Origin of the sequence: Panacagrimonas perspica (assembly GCF_004364935.1) — a bacterium.
Lineage (GTDB): Bacteria > Pseudomonadota > Gammaproteobacteria > Nevskiales > Nevskiaceae > Panacagrimonas > Panacagrimonas perspica.
This window is the reverse complement of sequence record NZ_SOBT01000009.1, coordinates 227549-244778: the sequence shown is the minus strand read 5'-3', so window position 1 is coordinate 244778 and position 17230 is coordinate 227549. Positions and strand designations below refer to the sequence as shown.

At 65.0% G+C, this 17230-nt stretch carries 16 protein-coding genes; 14 read left to right on the top strand and 2 right to left on the bottom strand.

What is annotated here, in order from left to right:
* The first annotated feature begins 24 nt into the window (after positions 1-24).
* From DFR24_RS12680 to DFR24_RS12640, 10 genes are all read left to right on the top strand, one after another.
* On the top strand, positions 25-789 hold the full coding sequence (locus DFR24_RS12680; protein ID WP_133881785.1) for a response regulator: 765 nt from the start codon (positions 25-27) through the stop codon (positions 787-789).
* A gap of 182 nt (positions 790-971) precedes the next feature.
* Positions 972-1337: a hypothetical protein gene (locus DFR24_RS12675; protein WP_133881784.1), complete on the top strand. Its 366-nt coding sequence runs from the start codon at positions 972-974 to the stop codon at positions 1335-1337.
* A gap of 117 nt (positions 1338-1454) precedes the next feature.
* Positions 1455-4493, top strand: a complete 3039-nt coding sequence (locus DFR24_RS12670) for a PAS domain-containing protein (protein WP_133881783.1) — start codon at positions 1455-1457, stop codon at positions 4491-4493.
* Positions 4494-4571: 78 nt separating this feature from the next.
* Positions 4572-5300, top strand: a complete 729-nt coding sequence (locus DFR24_RS12665) for a response regulator transcription factor (protein ID WP_133881782.1) — start codon at positions 4572-4574, stop codon at positions 5298-5300.
* A gap of 150 nt (positions 5301-5450) precedes the next feature.
* Complete coding sequence (locus DFR24_RS12660; protein WP_133881781.1) at positions 5451-6209, top strand: hypothetical protein; 759 nt, start codon at positions 5451-5453, stop codon at positions 6207-6209.
* Between the two features lie 264 nt (positions 6210-6473).
* Positions 6474-7352 carry an EcsC family protein gene (locus DFR24_RS12655; protein ID WP_133881780.1) on the top strand — a complete coding sequence of 293 codons (879 nt, stop codon included), beginning with the start codon at positions 6474-6476 and terminating at the stop codon, positions 7350-7352.
* Between the two features lie 83 nt (positions 7353-7435).
* Positions 7436-8773, top strand: a complete 1338-nt coding sequence (locus DFR24_RS12650) for an NAD(P)/FAD-dependent oxidoreductase (protein WP_133881779.1) — start codon at positions 7436-7438, stop codon at positions 8771-8773.
* A 182-nt stretch (positions 8774-8955) separates the two neighbouring features.
* Positions 8956-9087, top strand: a complete 132-nt coding sequence (locus DFR24_RS25165) for a hypothetical protein (RefSeq protein WP_281280168.1) — start codon at positions 8956-8958, stop codon at positions 9085-9087.
* 157 nt (positions 9088-9244) lie between these two features.
* Positions 9245-9493: a type B 50S ribosomal protein L31 gene (locus tag DFR24_RS12645; RefSeq protein ID WP_133881778.1), complete on the top strand. Its 249-nt coding sequence runs from the start codon at positions 9245-9247 to the stop codon at positions 9491-9493.
* A 329-nt stretch (positions 9494-9822) separates the two neighbouring features.
* The gene (locus DFR24_RS12640; RefSeq protein WP_133881777.1) at positions 9823-11115 is read left to right on the top strand and encodes a citrate synthase; all 1293 of its coding nucleotides are present in this window, start codon (positions 9823-9825) and stop codon (positions 11113-11115) included.
* A 57-nt stretch (positions 11116-11172) separates the two neighbouring features.
* Here the strand turns inward: DFR24_RS12640 and DFR24_RS12635 are convergent, their stop codons facing one another.
* Together DFR24_RS12635 and DFR24_RS12630 are read right to left on the bottom strand one after the other, a co-directional pair.
* Complete coding sequence (locus DFR24_RS12635) at positions 11173-11775, bottom strand: hypothetical protein (RefSeq protein WP_133881776.1); 603 nt, start codon at positions 11773-11775, stop codon at positions 11173-11175.
* Between the two features lie 19 nt (positions 11776-11794).
* On the bottom strand, positions 11795-14149 hold the full coding sequence (locus DFR24_RS12630; protein ID WP_246051646.1) for a penicillin-binding protein 1A: 2355 nt from the start codon (positions 14147-14149) through the stop codon (positions 11795-11797).
* A 223-nt stretch (positions 14150-14372) separates the two neighbouring features.
* On the opposite strand from DFR24_RS12630, the gene DFR24_RS12625 reads away from it, so the two are divergent.
* From DFR24_RS12625 to DFR24_RS12610, 4 genes are read left to right on the top strand one after another with little or no spacing between them, the layout of a single operon-like run.
* Complete coding sequence (locus DFR24_RS12625; protein ID WP_162851271.1) at positions 14373-15449, top strand: pilus assembly protein PilM; 1077 nt, start codon at positions 14373-14375, stop codon at positions 15447-15449.
* Between the two features lie 3 nt (positions 15450-15452).
* Positions 15453-16040: a PilN domain-containing protein gene (locus DFR24_RS12620; protein WP_133881774.1), complete on the top strand. Its 588-nt coding sequence runs from the start codon at positions 15453-15455 to the stop codon at positions 16038-16040.
* On the top strand, positions 16037-16711 hold the full coding sequence (gene pilO / locus DFR24_RS12615; protein WP_133881773.1) for a type IV pilus inner membrane component PilO: 675 nt from the start codon (positions 16037-16039) through the stop codon (positions 16709-16711). The genes DFR24_RS12620 and pilO overlap by 4 nt, the downstream gene beginning before the upstream one ends.
* Positions 16711-17220, top strand: coding sequence for a pilus assembly protein PilP (locus DFR24_RS12610; protein WP_133881772.1), 510 nt, complete (start codon positions 16711-16713; stop codon positions 17218-17220). Before pilO ends, DFR24_RS12610 begins: the two co-directional genes overlap by 1 nt.
* The last annotated feature ends 10 nt before the right edge of the window (positions 17221-17230 follow it).

Genomic DNA, 17230 nt, shown 5'->3' with positions numbered 1-17230 from the left:
TTCTTTTATCGCTAAGATTTCGCCATGACGACCCGAGTTGCCCTGGTGGACGACGACGACTCGCTGCGTGAGTCGATCCGCGGGTATCTCGTCGACGTCGGATTCGACGTCGATGCGTATTCGAGCGTGAAGGCGTTTCGCGAGGGCGTGGCCAAGCTCGCTCCGGACATGGTCATCACCGATCTGCGGATGCCGGACGAGGACGGGCTGGCGCTGCTGAGCTGGGTGCGCACGTTCTCGCAGATGCCGGTGATCATGCTGACCAGCATCGACGGCCCGACCGACCGCGTCGTTGGACTGGAACTCGGCGCCGACGACTACCTCGCCAAGCCCTGCGACATGCGCGAACTGCTGGCGCGGGTGCGCACGCAGCTGCGTCGCCTGAAGAACATGGCAGCCGTTCCTGCGGCTGAGCTCGGTCACGCGGCAGTGCCTGCAGTGCAGAAGACGCCGTCCGCCGAGGTCTGGTTCGGCCGCTGGCGCCTGGACCGTCAGCGTCGCCGCCTGGTCGACGCTGACGGGATGGACTGCCCGATCACCGGCGCGGATTACTCGCTGCTCGCGGTGTTCGCCGATCACCCGAAAGTGGTGCTGTCGCGCGACAAGCTGATCGAGCTGGCGGGCATTGATCCGGCCGAGGTGTTCGATCGCGCGATCGACATGCGGATCACGCGGCTGCGCAAGAAGATCGAGCCCACGCCCGGTGACCCGACGGTGATCAAGACCGTGCGCGGGCATGGCGGCGGATACGAGTACGTGCCGCGGGAAGGCCCCGACTACGGTCGCTGAGGGCGCGTCGGCATCGACCTGGCGGGCTCGATTTCCAGGGTTTTCAGGCTCCGGATGGAGCGTGTGAAAGTGGTTTGAATCATGTTTGGAGAGCGTGGAGATGTCTCGCCGGCAGGTGGGCAAAGTGCGTTCCGTGGCCGGGACGAACCGGCACCCAACACCAAACAGCCGGGAAACGCACCATGAAGACCTTTAAGACCTTTGCCGCTGCCGCCGTCGTTTCCTTCCTGGCCGTCGTCGGCGTCCAGCCGGCGCAGGCCGCCGAGCAGGCCAACGGCCTCAGCCTCAACGGCCTCAGCCTCAACGGCCTCAGCCTCAACGGCATCACGATCAATGGCATCACCATCAACGGCATCAGCCTGAACGGATCCAAGCTCAACGGCATGACCTTCAACGGCGTGAAGCGCAACGGGCTGCGTTACAACGGCATGAAGATGAACGGCTTGAAGGCGAATGGCATGAAGCTCAATGGCACGTCGCTCGAAGGCGGCCAGGTACAGGTCGGCCAGGTGTTCGCGGTGACGCTGCCGGCTTCGGTCGCCCCGTAAGCATCCACCGGATCGAGACCCGACAGCGGCACGTCGAGCGCCTTGCCGGGTTTCGTGCGTGACGGGTCTTCGAGCGACGATTACCCTCGTCAGCATGCTCTCCCCAGGTTGTCGCCCTTGAACGACGTTCCCGATCCCGGCGTGTCTGCTCCGGTGCCAACGCCCTTGTCGGCCGACCAGCTCGGCGGCGATCGCGTGCAGGAATCGCTGATGGAGGGCCGGTTCAAGGACCTCGCGGAATCGTTGCCGGGCATGGTGTACGAGGTCAGCACGGATCAGAAGATGAACGTGCGCTACACCTACGTCAGCCAGCGTGCGCACGACATCACGGGCCTGACGCCGGAGCAGTTGCTGGCCGACCCGATGGCGCTGGCGAAGATCACGCTGCCGCAGGATTTCCCCGTCCTCGCGCGCGCCTACGCGGAAGGCGCGATGAAGATGAGCCCGGTCACGGTGGACGTGCGCCTGCGCCGTCCCGACACCGGCGCCATCCGCTGGATGCGCACGTTCGCCTCGCCTCGCCGCACCGAGCACGGCGGCTGGCTCTGGAACAATTACGCGCTGGACGTGACGTCCGAGAAGGATGCGCAGGAGCGGCTCGAGACCGCCGAACGGCAACTGCGCACGATCGCGGACACGGTGCCGGGCGCGCTGTACCAGTTTCGCGTGGACAAGGCGGGCGACGTCACGATGACCTACCTCTCCGACGGCATCCTGCGTCTGACCGGCATCGACCAGGAGACCAGTCAGCGCGATCCGCGCGCCCGCTTCGAGACGTTGATGCCCGAAGACGTCTCGGTGACGTCCGCGGCGATCCGCGAGGCCACGGCGAATCTCACGATGCTGTCCACCGACTTTCGCATCCGCCACGCCAAGAGCGGCGAGATCCGCTGGATGCGCTCGCTCGGATTGCCGCAGCGCGAGCCCGACGGTTCGACGATCTTCAACGGTTTCTGGCAGGACATCACCGACACCCGCAAGCTCGAGAACGATCTGGCCGCCGCACGCGATGCCGCCCAGGCGGCGGAAGGCCGCGTACGCGAGATCACCGATCGCTCCCCCGGTGTTCTGTTTGAACTGCGGCGCACGCCCGACGGTGCGCTCGGCTTTCCGTTCATCAGCAATCGCCTCGAGGAACTGTGCGGCGTACCGGCCGAAGAAGGTCGCGTCAATCCGATGGCCGTGATGGAGCGCGTGGTTCAGGAGGACCTGCCGGTGGTCATGGGCCAGATGGCCTCGCCGACCGAGGGCAACGTCGACTTCGAGTACCGCATCATCCATCGCGACGGTCGCCTGCGCTGGTTGCGCACGGCCGCGCTCAAGCGCTTCGAGGCCGACGGCACGATGGCCGCCACCGGTTTCTGGCAGGACAACACCGAAAAACACGAGCTGCAGGAAAGCCTCGCCAGGGCCACCGAGATGGCGCAGGCCGCCAACCACGCCAAGAGCGAGTTCCTGGCCAACATCAGTCACGAGATCCGCACGCCGATGAACGCGGTGCTGAGTTTCGCGTACCTGGGCCTGCGCTCCGAGCAGCCGCAGCGCCAGCGCGATTACTTCGCGAAGATCGAAAGCGCGGCGCGCTCGCTGCTGGACATCATCAACGACGTGCTCGACCTGTCGAAGGTCGAGGCCGGCAGGCTGGAACTCGACGACGCGCCGTTCGCGCTGTCGCAGGTGCTCGACAACCTCGAGAGCGTCGTGGGTTTGCGCGCGCAGGAAAAAGCGCTGGCGTTTCGCATCGAGGTCGAGCCCACCGTGCCGCGCAATCTCGTCGGCGATCCGCTGCGCCTGGGGCAGATCCTGCTGAACCTGGGCGGCAACGCCGTGAAGTTCACCGAACGCGGAGAAGTGGTGGTGCGCGTCAGCGCCGCACCCGTGTCCGCAGGGGATGAGCGCGTGCAGCTGCATTTCGCCGTGCAGGATTCGGGCGTCGGCCTGAGCGCCGAGCAGATCGCGAAGCTGTTCGCGCCGTTCGTGCAGGCGGACTCGTCGACCACGCGCAAGTTCGGCGGTACGGGCCTGGGCTTGTCCATCTGCAAGCGCATGGTGAAATTGATGGGCGGCAGCATCGGCGTGGACAGCGAGCCCGGCCGCGGCAGCACCTTCCGTTTCGATGTGAGTCTGGGCATCTCGTCGCAGGACGCCGCGCCACGCGTGGTCGCTGTGCGCCAGGAAGCCGATCTCACCGGGCTTTGCGCGTTGGTCGTCGACGATCACGAGGCCAATCTCGAAGTCGCACGCGACCTGCTGCAGTCGGCGGGCGTGATCGTGTCGCTGGCGGCGTCCGGCGCCGAGGGCATCGCGCTGGCGGCGCAGCAGACCTTCGACGCGATCTTCATGGACATGCGCATGCCCGGCATGGACGGCATCGAAGCCACCGGCCATATCCGCGCGGCCGAGTCCGGGCGTCGCGTACCGATCATCGCGCTCACGGCCAACGTGATGGCGCCGGATCGCGAGCGCTGCCTGTCCGCCGGAATGGACGATTTCGTCGGCAAGCCGATCGACGTCGACGAGCTGTTCGCCGCCTTGTCGCGCGTGACCGGACGCGGGGAGGGGCCGGTGCTGCACCGGCGCGACCGTCGCGAGGACGCCGAACCGGATTTCGATTTCGAACGCGCGCGCGGACGGGTCGCGCGGACGCCCGCGCTGTATGAGCGGCTTGCGCTGCATTTCATCGATGGCGAGGACCTTGCCGAACGGATCCGTGTACAGACCCAAGCGGGACAGCTCGCCGAAGCGGCGATCTCGGCGCATACGCTGAAGGGGTTCGGGGCGCAGATCGGCGCCCTGAGGCTGTCGCGACTGGCGGCGAAGCTCGAGGCGCGGCTGGGGGCGGCGGGGGCATCGGCGCCACATGAGGACGAACTCGACGAACTCGACGCTGCGATGACGGCGGCGCGCCACGAATTACGGGCGGCGATGGCGTCGACGACCACGACGCAGCCGGTCGATGCGGAGCGCGTGAAGCAGTTGTCCGCCAAGCTGGAGCAGGAGCTGGAAGACGACGAGGACAGCGCCTGGGACACCTTCGAAGCGTTGGCGGCCGCGTTGCCGGCCCAGAGGCGGGAGGCGGTGGCCGCGGTCGGTCGGCACATCGCCAACCTCGAGTACGAGCAGGCCCTGGATCTGTGGCGTTCGCTGCGGGGATAGCGCGGTGCACCGGGTTCCATCCGCAAAGGCGGCGCGTCTGACTAGCGCGCGGTGCCGGCCCTGCGCATAAAATCCCCGATGCCTGCCCGAATCGCTCTCGTCGATGATGACCCCGCCCTGCGGGAGTTCATCGGCGGCTATCTCGTCGAGGTCGGGTTCGAGGTGAACTGTTACGAGAGCGTGGCGGCGTTTCGCGCCGGCGCGGCGGGCGGTCTCCCCGACGTCGTGATTTCGGATTTGATGATGCCGGACGAGAACGGCCTCGCACTGTTGGCCTGGTTGCGCGGGTTTTCGCAGGTGCCGGTGATCATGCTCACCAGCCAGGACGGGACGACCGACCGCGTAGTGGGGCTGGAACTCGGCGCCGACGATTACCTCTCGAAGCCCTGCGAGCCGCGCGAACTGCTCGCCTGCGTGCGCACGCAGTTGCGGCGGCTCAAGTCCATGGCGGCGCCCGCACCGGTGGCCGCGGCCAATGGAAGCGGACCTTTTCGCTGGAGCTTCGGCCCGATCGTCCTGGACGAGCGCGCGCTGGAACTGCAGGTGGACGGCCAGCGCGTCGACCTTCCCCGGAAGCCGCTGGAGCTGCTGATGTTCCTGCTGCGCCACGCGGGCGAAGTGGTGACCAAGGAACAATTGCTGGAAGCCGTGTGGCCGGGGCGCATCGTCTCCGAGACCTCGCTGACCAACGCGGTCGGCAAGCTGCGCTCGGCTTTGAACGACGAGGCGCAGACCATCGTCACGTCGGTCTACGGCTACGGCTATCGCTTCGACGGCAAGCCGGCGCGGGAGCCTGCTGTCGCGTAAGGCCCACGGTTGCCGCGTTGCGCGGTGCCGGTGTGCAAGTCATTTGAATCTTGTTTGTGAACCGTGGAGATCGTGGCCACGTCGATCCCGAGAATGCATGCACCGCCGGACGCACCGTCCCGGCCACATCGCACTCACCGGGAAATCACGATGAACCTGTTCCAGCGCTTCGTCCTCGCCAGCCTGCCTGCTGCCCTGTATGCCGCCTCGGCGGTTGCCGCCCCGCCGCTGGAAGTCGATCAGCACTTCATCCACTACTCGAACTGCGCTGAGCAGACCACGCTCGTCACGCTGCCCGCGGTGACGCTCGCGGGCCTGCTCCCGGCAGGCTTTTCGTTCGCACCGACCGAGGCCGGCGGACAGCTTGCGATGGTCCACGTGTCCGGATCGACCTGCAGTGACGACGGCGACGGCAAGTCGGTCAGCGACGTGCTGGCCTTCGTCGAAGTCATTCCGCCAGCGGAATTGCAGGAGCCGGGCCTGGGCGCGTACGGCATCTTCCTGCGCGGATGGGTGCAGAACCCTAAGACAGCCGCGAGCTTCGCCGCCTGGGGTTTCGGTGACCTGGTGTCGCAGGCCACCGTCAGCGTGACCGTGAAGGATCTGCTCGGCGTGCGCACCGGCAAGACCGATGCATCGGATGCGCGCGGCGGCGTGAGCACGCGCACGACCGCGCTCGGTCCCGAGATCGCGTTCGCCGGTGCCCGCGCACGGCTCTTCCACGTGAAGAACGGCGTCGTCACGGCGGCGATCCAGGGCACCTATTCGCCGCAGAAGGCGAAGCTCGGTGTCGGCGTGATGGTGCAGAGCGGGGCCAACTTCCTGCCGCTGCCGGTGAACGCGGCGGTGGTCAGCCATGCCTGGGGCTACGACCTGAGCGTGGAATCGGTCCCGGTCTACGGCCAGTAAGGCGCGACTTCGGAACGCTGCCTGCGTCGAACCTTCACAGGCTCGGGAGACGATCGTGATCGAGACACTCAAGATGCTGCTCACCGCACTGATCGTCGTGGCGGCCGGCATCGTGGTGATCGTGCATATCGTCGGGATGTCGTAGCGCACGGCGCGGCGCCGAGGCCATCCGCGATTTCGTGTTGACGGTTGTTTGCGGTCGACTCGGGTTCAGCCGGCGTCCCTACAATGCGGCGGACTTCAACCGATTCCTGATCGCTTCGAATGAGAGCCCTCACCGACTACGAAAAGCGTCAGCTCAAGCTGATCCGCGACTGGCAAGCCGAGTCGCCGGGTTGGGGAACACGCCTGCTGGCGAAGCCCGGCAGCAAGATCGCCGGCGCGGTGCAGGCACTGGTGCCGGAAGACGCCTTGCGGGCGGCGCTCGACGGGGTGAATCGCGTCGCGGAGAAATTCTCCGACGAACGTCCCATCCTCAAACGCGCCGGCGTGGCGACCTTGGGCGAGTTGCGGGAGCAGAGCCTCAAGGTCTGCGACGACCTGATGCGCACCGAGCAGCGTCGCGCGATGGCCATGGGTGGTGTCGGCGGCGCAGCCTTCGGTGTCGCCGGCGCGGCGGGGATGGTGGCGGATGTGCCGGCGCTGATCGCGCTCGCGCTGCGCACGATCCACCGGGTCGGTCTCTGCTACGGGGAGGATTTGCGTCAGCCGGGATATCGGCAGCTTGCGATCGGCGTGTTCGCGCTGGCTTCGGCGAACAGCCTCGAGGAGAAGCAGGTCGCCGTGGCCGCGCTGCGTGACTTCCAGGTGAGCTCGCTCGAGGAATCGGCATGGCGCGACGGCGTGGAGCGTGCGGCCGAACGCGAATTCGCCAAGGAAGCCGCGGTGTTCTCGCTGAACAACCTGGCGTCGAAGCTCGGCATCAACCTGGGCAAGCGCAAGGCCGCGGGTGTCGTGCCCATCATCGGGGCACTCGTCGGCGGTTCGGTGAACGCCTGGTACCTGTACGACGTGGCGCAGGTATCGCGCTACGTGTTCCAGGAGCGCTGGCTGACCGGCGCCGAGCCGCCCAAGCCGATGGAGCGGATCGCGAAACCGAAGAAGACCTCGAGCCGCAGTGCCAAGGCTGAACCGCCCGGCTGACGAATGAGCCTGGCTCGCAGGGCAGGCCCGTCGAGCCAGCGCGCACGTAGAATTCGCCGTCGTCGGCAACGTTCGGAAATTCCATGTCGCAGTCAGCGGTTGGGGAGCATCACGTCGTCATCGTCGGTGGCGGCTTCGGTGGCCTCAACGCGGCCAAGGCGCTCGGGAAAGCAGGGTGCCGCGTCACGCTGCTGGACAAGCGCAACTTCCAGTTGTTTCAGCCGCTGCTGTACCAGGTCGCCACGGGTTCGCTGACCACCGGCGACATCGCGATTCCGCAGCGCGTCGTGCTGCGCAAATATCCGAAGGTGCAGTGCCTGACGTCGACGGCCTACGACGTCGATCCGGTTGCGCGAAAGCTCGTGCACGAGTTCGGCGAGCTGAGGTACGACACGCTGATCGTCGCCACGGGCGTGAAGCACCATTATTTCGGGCATGACGAATGGCGGGAATTCGCGCCCGGCATGAAGACCGTGGAACACGCCATCGAGATCCGGCGCAAGATCTTCGGAGCCTTCGAACTGGCGGAAGTCGAGCAGGATCCCGAGGTGCGCAAGGCCCTGATGACCTTCGTGGTCGCGGGCGGCGGGCCGACCGGCGTGGAGCTGGCCGGTGCGCTCGGCGAACTGGCGCACAAGACGATGGTGAAGGACTTTCGCGCGATCGATCCGCGCGAAGCGCGCGTGCTGCTGGTGGAAGGCACGGCCGAGATCCTTCCGGCGTTCGCGCCCAAGCTGCGGGTCGCCGCAAAGCGGCACCTCGAAGAACTGGGCGTGACGGTCCTCACCGGCACGCGCGTGGAGCATGTGGACGCCGGGCAGGTCCGCACGCGCTCGGACGCCGGCGTGCAGACCATTCCGACCCGCACCGTGCTGTGGGCGGCTGGCGTCACCGCCTCGATGTTCGGGCGCATCCTGGTCGAGAAGGCGGGCGGGGCGCTGGACCGCACCGGGCGCGTGCAGGTCGAGGCGGACTGCTCGCTGGTCGGGCACCCGGAGATCTTCGTGATCGGCGATCTGGCCCGTCTGACCGATGCCGCCGGCGTGGAGGTGCCGGGCCTGGCGCCCGCGGCGATCCAGCAGGGCCAGTTCGTCGCCAAGGTGCTGCGCCACCGTTTGACGGGCAAGGCGGCCCCCAAGCCGTTCCGCTACTTCGACATGGGGACGATGGCGGTGATCGGCATGAACAAGGCGGTCGGCGACCTCAAGTTCATGAAGGTCAGCGGCATCATCGGCTGGTTCATGTGGGCCTTCGTGCACATCATGGCCCTCATCGACGGCGCCCAGCGGGTGCGCGTGTTCGTGTTATGGAGCTGGAAGTACTTCACCCGCAAGATCGGCGACCGCCTGGTCACCGGCGCGCCGACCAAGACGCGCGAATTGCGCGCTGCGCGTCCCGCGGCGCCTTCCGCGTCGGTCTGAGCCGCTCGACCCCGGACCGGATACCGCCGGTCCGCTTCGCCCGACGGCAGCTTCCGCTGGTCGGTGGCGCCGGGTCGCCTGCGCCCTGCCCGCGATATGAATCGCACCGCACGCGGCCCAGAAAGCCGGCGTGGACCTTCCGAACAATCAATAACGCGACTCGGGTCGCAGGGTGAATATCGATGGACATGCATCTTCTGGTTCCGGCGGCGATGGCAGTGGCAGCGGTGGGCCTCTTCTTCGTCGCATGGCAGCGTTTCAGCAAGCCGGTCCGGCTGATGAACGGGAAGACGCGGGTTTCTCCGCAGGCCTGAGCAGGACCGGGGTCGCGAGCCCGGCGGCTGGAGCGCGATTCGAGGCGCACCGGCCCCCGGAATGTCCCGATTCCGGGCGAACACGAGACCCGGCTTGCGCCGGTGCCGGGGCGGACCTACACTTCGCGCCCTTTTTTGCGGCATGCAGGGCGTCAACATGAAAGAAGGTATCCACCCCAAGTACGACTACGTTGTCTTCAAGGACAATGCTGCCGGCCACACCTTCCGTATCCGATCCACCTTGACCAGCAAGGACAGGATCAAGTGGGAGGACGGCAAGGAGTACGCGCTGGTCAATCTGGATACCTCCTCGCGCTCGCACCCGTTCTACACCGGCAAGCAGCGCCAGGTGGAAGCCGGCGGTCGCGTCGACAAGTTCAAGAAGCGCTTCGGCACAAAGGCCTGAAGCTTCGCTTCGGCAGTTTGAAAAGGCCGCGATCCGTCGCGGCCTTTTTCATTGGGCGTCGCTTTTCCACCCACTGCCAGTCCTCGAATGGCACGGCGCGTGCGACCCAAAACCGGCAAGAGGGCAGGTCCGCGCTGGCGGCGCGGCCGGGAAAATCGCTAAGCTTGCCGCCCGCCGTCGCCGTCCCCTGAGGTCATGGGCACGGCCCGCGGAATCCGGCGGTTTTTCCGACCCGCCAGCGTACCGGTGGGGCGGCTCGCGCCACGACGGCGCGGGCCGACCGCCTGCGATGTGAACGAGATCCACGAAGAATTCTTGGGAGTCAGCGGATGAGCAGCGCCACGTACAGCCTCGTCAACAATGAGACGGGCGAAAAGATCGATCTCCCAGCCGTGAAGGGCACACTGGGTCCGGTGGGCCTGGATGTTGGCAAGGTCTACGACAAGCTCGGTGCTTTCACCTACGATCCTGGGTTCACGTCGACCTGTTCGACGCAGTCGGCCATCACCTTCATCGATGGCGACGAAGGCATCCTGCTGTATCGCGGTTATCCGGTTGCGCAGCTCGCCGAGCACTGCAACTTCATCGAAGTGGCGTACCTGATCCTGAACGGCGAACTGCCGAACAAGACCGAGTTCGCGGATTTCGACGCGAGCATCCGCAAGCACACGATGATCAACGAGTCGCTGAAGAATCTCTTCAGTGGCTTCAACTACGACGCTCACCCGATGGCCATGCTCACCGGCGTGGTCGGCTCGCTGTCCGCGTTCTATCACGACACCACCAACAACAAGGATCCGCGTCACCGCGAGATCTTCGCGCACAGGATGATCGCGAAGATCCCGACGATCGCGGCGGCGGCCTACAAGCGCTACTTCGGCCAGCCGTTCATGTATCCGCAGAACAACCTCGACTACTGTTCGAACCTGCTGCACATGATGTTCGCGGTGCCGGCCGAGCCGTACGTGGTGAACCCGGTCGCCGCCAAGGCGCTCGACATCCTGTTCATCCTGCACGCGGATCACGAACAGAACGCCAGCACCTCGACCGTGCGCATGGCAGGTTCCACCGGCACCAATCCGTATGCGGCGATCGCCTCGGGCATCGCGGCGCTGTGGGGCCCGTCGCACGGCGGCGCCAACGAGGCCGTTCTCAAGATGCTCGAAGAGATTGGCGACGTGAAGAAGGTCCAGGGTTTCATGGACAAGGTGAAGGACAAGAACTCGGGCGTTCGCCTGATGGGCTTCGGTCATCGCGTCTACAAGAACTTCGACCCGCGCGCGACGATCATCCGCGAGCAGTGCCACAAGGTGCTCAAGGCGCTGAACGTCAGCGATCCGCAGCTCGAACTGGCGATGAAGCTCGAGGAGATCGCGCTCAGCGACGACTACTTCAAGCAGCGCAAGCTCTACCCGAACGTCGATTTCTACTCGGGCATCATCTACAAGGCGCTCGGCATCCCGGTGAACATGTTCACGCCGATGTTCGCCGTGGCGCGCACCGTGGGTTGGGTGGCGCACTGGATCGAAATGATCTCGGATCCGGGCATGCGCATCGCGCGTCCGCGCCAGGTCTACACGGGCGCGGCGACGCGCGACGTGTCGGCGATGGCCAAGCGCTGATCCGGCGGCACAAAGGGTAAAGATGAAGAAGCCCCGCCGGTGCGGGGCTTCTTCGTTTCAGGGGCTTGCGTCGACCAGAGGACGCAACTGTTCGGGCGTGAGTCGGCGCGTGGGCTTGCCATCGACCTGGGACAGCGGTGGATTGCGGATCGTCCCGGGATCGAAGACGGCGAGGTCGACGCCGATATCGTCCGCCTCGAATCGCAGCAGCGGAATCTCGACTTCGCGTCCATCGGCGAGACGATAGACGCGCTCGTCCTGCTCGAACGGAATCTGACGATCGTGCAGAAGGATCTCGACGGCCTCGGCATGATCCGAAACGAGATGGATCTGGACGCGATGGCCGTCGCCGATCGCGCCGCTGACGGCGCTGCCGGCCAGCCGGGGCTCGTAGGCCGCCAGCAGCTTCATCGCGCGCAGCGCCGTCGCGCGCATGGACTTGAGACGAGCGTAGTAGGCCTGCCCACCGAACAGGGCTTGGCGATCGATCACCGCCGCCTCGATCTGGCGATTGTCCGGAAGATTGCCGGTTCGACCCAGCCCCAGCCGCTCTGCCGCCTTGTGCTTGGCCATGCGGTAATCGGCATAGCCTTCGTCGCAGATCAGACGCGCGGCTTCATCGATCAGTTCTGCGGCGGAAGCAAGGCTGCGGCGGGACATGTGCGAGGGACTCGGATGATCAGAACAGTTCCTCGAGCGGAACCTCTTCGCCGTAACCGCTCTTGTCGCCAGAACCCGGAACGTGGTCGTCCTGCACCACCTCGATGATCGCGTCAGGATCGCCGCCGGCGGCCAGTGTTCCGTTGGTGCGATCGATACGAACATCGACGAGGCCGGGAGGTCTCGGCCACGCGGTCTCGGGGGTATCCGCGAGCGCGGCCCGCATGAAATCCATCCACATCGGCAGCGCTGCGCGGCCGCCGACTTCACCCTTGCCCAGCGGTGCCGGCTGGTCGAAGCCGACCCAAACCACCGACACCAGATCGCGGTTGAATCCGCTGAACCAGGCATCGGTCTCGTCGTTCGTGGTGCCCGTCTTGCCGGCGATATCGGCCCGTCCCAGCTTGCGGGCCTGAGCGCCGGTACCGCGTACGACGACTTCGCGCAGGATGTCGTCCACGAGCCAGGCGACACGCGCGTCGACCACGCGGGGAGCATGTCGCGGTTGCTGCAAGGCTTCGGGCTCCGGCGGAACGGCTGCGGCCGAAGCGGCTTCGGGCTCGTCCTTGCAGTCGTTGCAGACAGTAGCGGGTTGGGCCTGGAACACGACCTTGCCGCTGGGTTCTGCAATCGATTCGAGCAGGTACGGCGTGACGCGATATCCGCCATTGGCCAGCACCGCGTAGGCCGAGGCCATTTCCATCGGGCTGAAGGAGCCGGTGCCCAACGCCATCGAGAGATCCCGGGGAATACGGTCCTTCGCCAGTCCGAATCGCGAGATGTAATCGCGCGCCGTGTCGAGACCGACTTCCTGCAGCAAGCGAATCGTTACCAGGTTGCGCGAATACACCAGCGCTTCGCGCAGGCGCATCGGACCCTTGAAGTCGCCGTCGTAGTTCTCGGGGCGCCACGCTCCTTCGATTTCCGAGTCGCGGTACACGATCGGCGCGTCGAGCAGCACGGAGGCGGGCGTGAATCCCTTTTCGAACGCAGCGGCGAAGAGGAACGGCTTGAAGCCGCTGCCGGGCTGGCGACGCGCCTGAGTGGCCCGGTTGTACTTGTTGAGCAGGAAATCGTAGCCACCGACCACGGCCTCGATCGCGCCGGTATGCGGATTCATCGAGGCGAGCGCGCCCTGTACCTCGGGGATCTGTGCGAGCCGCCAACGGTCCTCCACCGAGCGAACGCGGACGATGTCCCCCGGCTTCAGAGCCTTTGCGCCGGTCAGGCGTGCCCACTTGAAGTCTTCGGATGCGATTTCCACCAGCCGCAGTCCCTGGAGCAGGACGGTCAGGCGCTCGGGCCGGAAGCTCACGACGGCGGCGGCTCGAAGGCCGGCGACCAGCGGCCGTTGCGACAGGAGTTCTTCGATCGCGTCGCGCTTCTCGCCGCTTTCGGTCATCAGATCGGGCGGCAGGCGTGCTTCAGCACCGCGCCATCCGTGCCGTTCGTCGTAGGCCAGCAGCGACGAGCGAAGCGCGCTGTTGGCAGCCTCCTGTCGCGTGGACAAGACCGTGGCCGTTGCCCGGTAGCCAGAGGTGTAGGCCAGGTCGCCGTATCGGGCGACGACCTCCGATCGAACCATTTCGGCGACGAAGTGGGCGTCGGTTTCGACCTGGGGTGTGGCGAGTTTCACGACCACCGGCTCGGCTAGTGCGGCCTGGAAGTCGAGCTCGGAAATCTTGTTGAGGGAGCGCAGGCGCCGCAGCACGTAGTCGCGCCGGCTTTGCGCCCGCTCGGGGGCGATGACGGGGTTGTCCCGGGAGGGGGCCTTGGGGAGGCCGGCGAGCAAGGCCGTCTGGGCCCAGGTCAGATCGGCAGGCTCGCGCGCGAAATAGACGCGGCTCGCGGCCCCGACCCCGTAGGCCCGCTGCCCCAGGAAGATCTTGTTGAGGTAGGTCTCCAGGATCTCCTGCTTGGTCATCTCGCGTTCGATGCGCAACGCCAGAAGGATCTCGCGAATCTTGCGTTCGTAGCTCCTTTCGGAACTGAGAAACACGTTTCGGGCAAGCTGCATGGTGATCGTGCTGCCGCCCTGGCTCTTCTCGCCGGTGGTCACCAGCTTGAGTGTGGCGCGTGCCAGACCTTGCCAATCGACCCCGGGATGTTCGAAAAAGCGGTCGTCCTCGGCCGCGAGAAAAGCGTCGATCAGGTGGGGGGGAATGTCCGTATAGGCAAGTGGCGCACGCCGTTCAGCGCCGAACTCGCCGATCAGTTTGCCGTCACGCGTATAGACACGCAGGGGGACCTGCATCTTCAGGTCTCTGAGCGACGCCACCGACGGCAGAGTGGGCTCGTAGTACCAACGAGCGCCATAGAACAGGACGAATGGAGCAGCGGCGGCCAGGACCAGAAGGCCGCCGATGAGGGACAAACAGATGGCTAGCGGTCGGGACACGTCTGGTGGTTCGCGAAGGTCCGGCTACACCCGGAATGACGTTCCGGCTTATGAAGCAACATCAGATAGTTGTTGACACAACTTATTGTTGCTTGGGAGAACGTCTGGGGTATATTAAGGCTCAATGGGGGCGGCGTCATTCGCTCTCTGGGGATTAAAAAATTGGGGCCGCGCAAGCGGAAGAGGCGCAATGTCGATCATGCAATCGCTGTTCGGCGGAGGGAGCCAGGAGCTTGTCGGTCTCGACATCAGTTCCAGCGCCGTCAAGCTGCTTGAGCTTTCCCGCCGGGGCGACCGTTTCCATGTCGAAACATACGCCGTGGAACCGTTGCCGCCGAACGCGGTGAACGAAAAGCAGATCGCAGATCCCAAGCTGGTCGCGGACTCCATCGCGCGGGCCGTCAGCCGAGCCGGTACACGTACCAAGAACGTCGCTCTGGCCGTGGCTGGCGCGTCGGTCATCACCAAGATCGTGCAAATGTCCTCCTCGTTGTCCGAGCACGACATGGAGGAGCAGATCAAGGCGCAGGCCGACCAGTACATTCCCTATCCCATTGAAGAAGTGAATCTGGATTTCCAGATTCTGGGTGGCAGCGACAAGGGCACCGGCAATTCCGACGTGGTGCTGGCAGCTTGCCGCAAGGAGCAGGTCGAAAGCCGCTGTGCAGCGGCGGAGATCGCCGGTCTGGTGCCCAAGGTGGTCGACATCGAGGCCTACGCGCTCGAGAACGCCTGCCAGTTCCTGCGCCACCAGATGCCGTCGAAGGGCGTCAAGAAGACCGTGGCGGTGGTGGATATTGGTGCCAACTCCTCGTCCTTGCTGGTCCTGCACGATCTCCAGACCATCTACACGCGTGACCAGGCTTTCGGGGGAAAGCAGCTTACCGAGGAGATCATGCGTCAGTACGGCATGAGCTTCGAGGAGGCGGGCAAAGCCAAGAAGTTCGGCAATCTGCCAGAAACCTACGAGACCGAAGTGCTGCCCGGCTTCATCGCCGACATGGGGCAGCAGATCGATCGATCGCTGCAGTTCTTCTTCGCGGCTTCCGGCAAGCACAGCAACATCGACCAGGTGATCCTTGCCGGTGGCTGCGCGCATATTCCGAACGTCGACGTGCTGGTGCAGGAGCGGCTCCGCATCCCCACGGTGATCGCCCGTCCGTTCGCATCGATGAGCGTCTCGGCAAAGGCACGGCCCTCGGTCCTGGCCAAGGACGAGGCCTCGATGCTGATCGCCGCGGGTCTGGCATTCCGCGCGTTCGATGCGGAGTCCTGATCCATGACCAAGATCAACCTGCTGGACTGGCGCGCGCAACTGCGCGAGCAGCGCAAGCAGCGTTTCGTCGCGTTGATGGGCGTAGCGGTGGCGGTAGCGGCAGTGATCGTCGGTGTCGCCTACCTGATGATCCAGAACGCACTGGACCTGCAGAACGATCGCAACACCTACCTGACCCAGCAGATCGCGGACGTTGATCAGAAGATCAAGGAGATCCAGGAGCTGGAGAAGGTCAAGAACAACTTGCTGGCGCGTATGCGCGTCATCGAAGAGCTGCAGGCTTCGCGTAGCGCGACCGTGCACTTCTTCGACGAGTTGGTGAACACGCTGCCTGACGGTGTCACGCTCACGGGGATCAAGCAGAACGGGACCCTTGTGACGATCGAGGGGGCGGCAGAGTCCAACGGCCGTGTCTCGACCTACATGAAGAATCTCGAGGCGTCTCCGTGGTTCAACGATCCGAAGCTGGTGGTGATCAAGACCACGGAAACGGGTAGCGCACGTCGTAGCGATTTCACGCTGCAGGTGACCAACCTGACGAAGGCGGTCGAAGGCCCGGATCAGGCGAATGACGGGGAGATCGTGGAATGAACTTCCAGGAAGCGATCAACGACCTGCAGGTGCTGGATGTGCAGCGTCCGGGTACCTGGCCTACCTGGGTCCACTTCGCTGCTGCGGTATTGACGGCGGTCGTGCTGGTGGGTGGAGGTACCTACTTCAAGCTCATGCCGATGAGGGATGAATTGAGGGAGGCGCGTGAGAAGGAAACCGCGCTATTTTCCGAGTTCGAGCGCAAGCAGAAGAAGGTGGTCGCGCTCGATGCCTACAAGGCCCAGTTGCAGGAGATGGAGCGCACCTTCGGCGCGATGCTCAAGCAGCTGCCGAGCCGTAGCGAAGTCGCCAATCTGCTCAACGACATTTCGCAGACGCGCGTAGCCAGCAGCCTCGACGAAGAACTTTTCCAGCCTCTGACCGAGCAGCCGAAGGATTTCTACGCTGAAATTCCCAACAAGATTATCGTGATCGGCAGCTATCACGAGATGGGGGCGTTCGTCAGCGGTGTTGCCGCACTCCCTCGTATCGTGACGGTCGACGAAGTCGAGATCAGGGCAGAGAAGCCCGTTGCTCGTGGGGCTAACAGCCTCAATCCGGAAAATCTGCGGATGACTGCGGTGGCCAAGACCTACCGCTATCTGGATGAGGACGAGCTTGCTGCGGCGGATGCGGCCAAGAAAGCCGCTCAGCGCGGAGGTGGCAAGTGATGCGCGCACTCCACCGTGGCACCCTGCTTCTGGCGATTGCCGCACTGAGTGCCTGCGGTAGCGGAATGGAAGATCTCGAGCAGCGGGTTGCCGAGGTCAAGGCCCGCAAATCCCAGCAGATCGAGCCCGTTCCGCAGATCAAGCAATTCGAGCCCTTCGCTTATCTGCCCAACGAGCGGCGGGATCCGTTTCAGCAATCGCAGCCGGATCCGGGCCAGATGGTTTCGGCCGGTCCGAGACCCGATCTCAATCGAAGCCGCGAACCGCTCGAGGAGTTCCCGCTCGATGCGCTCCGCATGCAGGGCATCATCGAGACGGCCAAGGCCGTGTACGCACTTGTGAAGGCCCCGGACGGCGTGATCCACCGCGTGTCCGTCGGGAATCACATGGGCCAGAACTATGGCCAGATCAAGTCCATTGAAGAATCCGAAATCACACTGGCGGAAATCGTCCCGGACGGTTTCGGCGGCTGGATTTCGCGGCCGGCCACGTTGGCCCTCGCGGAATAGAGTTAAAGGG

Excerpts from the sequence above, each read along its gene's own strand:
- DFR24_RS12655 (WP_133881780.1), top strand. The coding sequence starts at position 6,474 with ATGAGAGCCCTCACCGACTACGAAAAGCGTCAGCTCAAGCTGATCCGC.
- DFR24_RS12680 (WP_133881785.1), top strand. The coding sequence starts at position 25 with ATGACGACCCGAGTTGCCCTGGTGGACGACGACGACTCGCTGCGTGAG.
- pilO (WP_133881773.1), top strand. The coding sequence starts at position 16,037 with ATGAACTTCCAGGAAGCGATCAACGACCTGCAGGTGCTGGATGTGCAG.
- DFR24_RS12620 (WP_133881774.1), top strand. The coding sequence starts at position 15,453 with ATGACCAAGATCAACCTGCTGGACTGGCGCGCGCAACTGCGCGAGCAG.
- DFR24_RS12675 (WP_133881784.1), top strand. The coding sequence starts at position 972 with ATGAAGACCTTTAAGACCTTTGCCGCTGCCGCCGTCGTTTCCTTCCTG.
- DFR24_RS12645 (WP_133881778.1), top strand. The coding sequence starts at position 9,245 with ATGAAAGAAGGTATCCACCCCAAGTACGACTACGTTGTCTTCAAGGAC.
- DFR24_RS25165 (WP_281280168.1), top strand. The coding sequence starts at position 8,956 with ATGGACATGCATCTTCTGGTTCCGGCGGCGATGGCAGTGGCAGCGGTG.
- DFR24_RS12660 (WP_133881781.1), top strand. The coding sequence starts at position 5,451 with ATGAACCTGTTCCAGCGCTTCGTCCTCGCCAGCCTGCCTGCTGCCCTG.
- DFR24_RS12635 (WP_133881776.1), bottom strand. The coding sequence starts at position 11,775 with ATGTCCCGCCGCAGCCTTGCTTCCGCCGCAGAACTGATCGATGAAGCC.
- DFR24_RS12625 (WP_162851271.1), top strand. The coding sequence starts at position 14,373 with ATGCAATCGCTGTTCGGCGGAGGGAGCCAGGAGCTTGTCGGTCTCGAC.
- DFR24_RS12650 (WP_133881779.1), top strand. The coding sequence starts at position 7,436 with ATGTCGCAGTCAGCGGTTGGGGAGCATCACGTCGTCATCGTCGGTGGC.
- DFR24_RS12640 (WP_133881777.1), top strand. The coding sequence starts at position 9,823 with ATGAGCAGCGCCACGTACAGCCTCGTCAACAATGAGACGGGCGAAAAG.
- DFR24_RS12610 (WP_133881772.1), top strand. The coding sequence starts at position 16,711 with ATGCGCGCACTCCACCGTGGCACCCTGCTTCTGGCGATTGCCGCACTG.
- DFR24_RS12665 (WP_133881782.1), top strand. The coding sequence starts at position 4,572 with ATGCCTGCCCGAATCGCTCTCGTCGATGATGACCCCGCCCTGCGGGAG.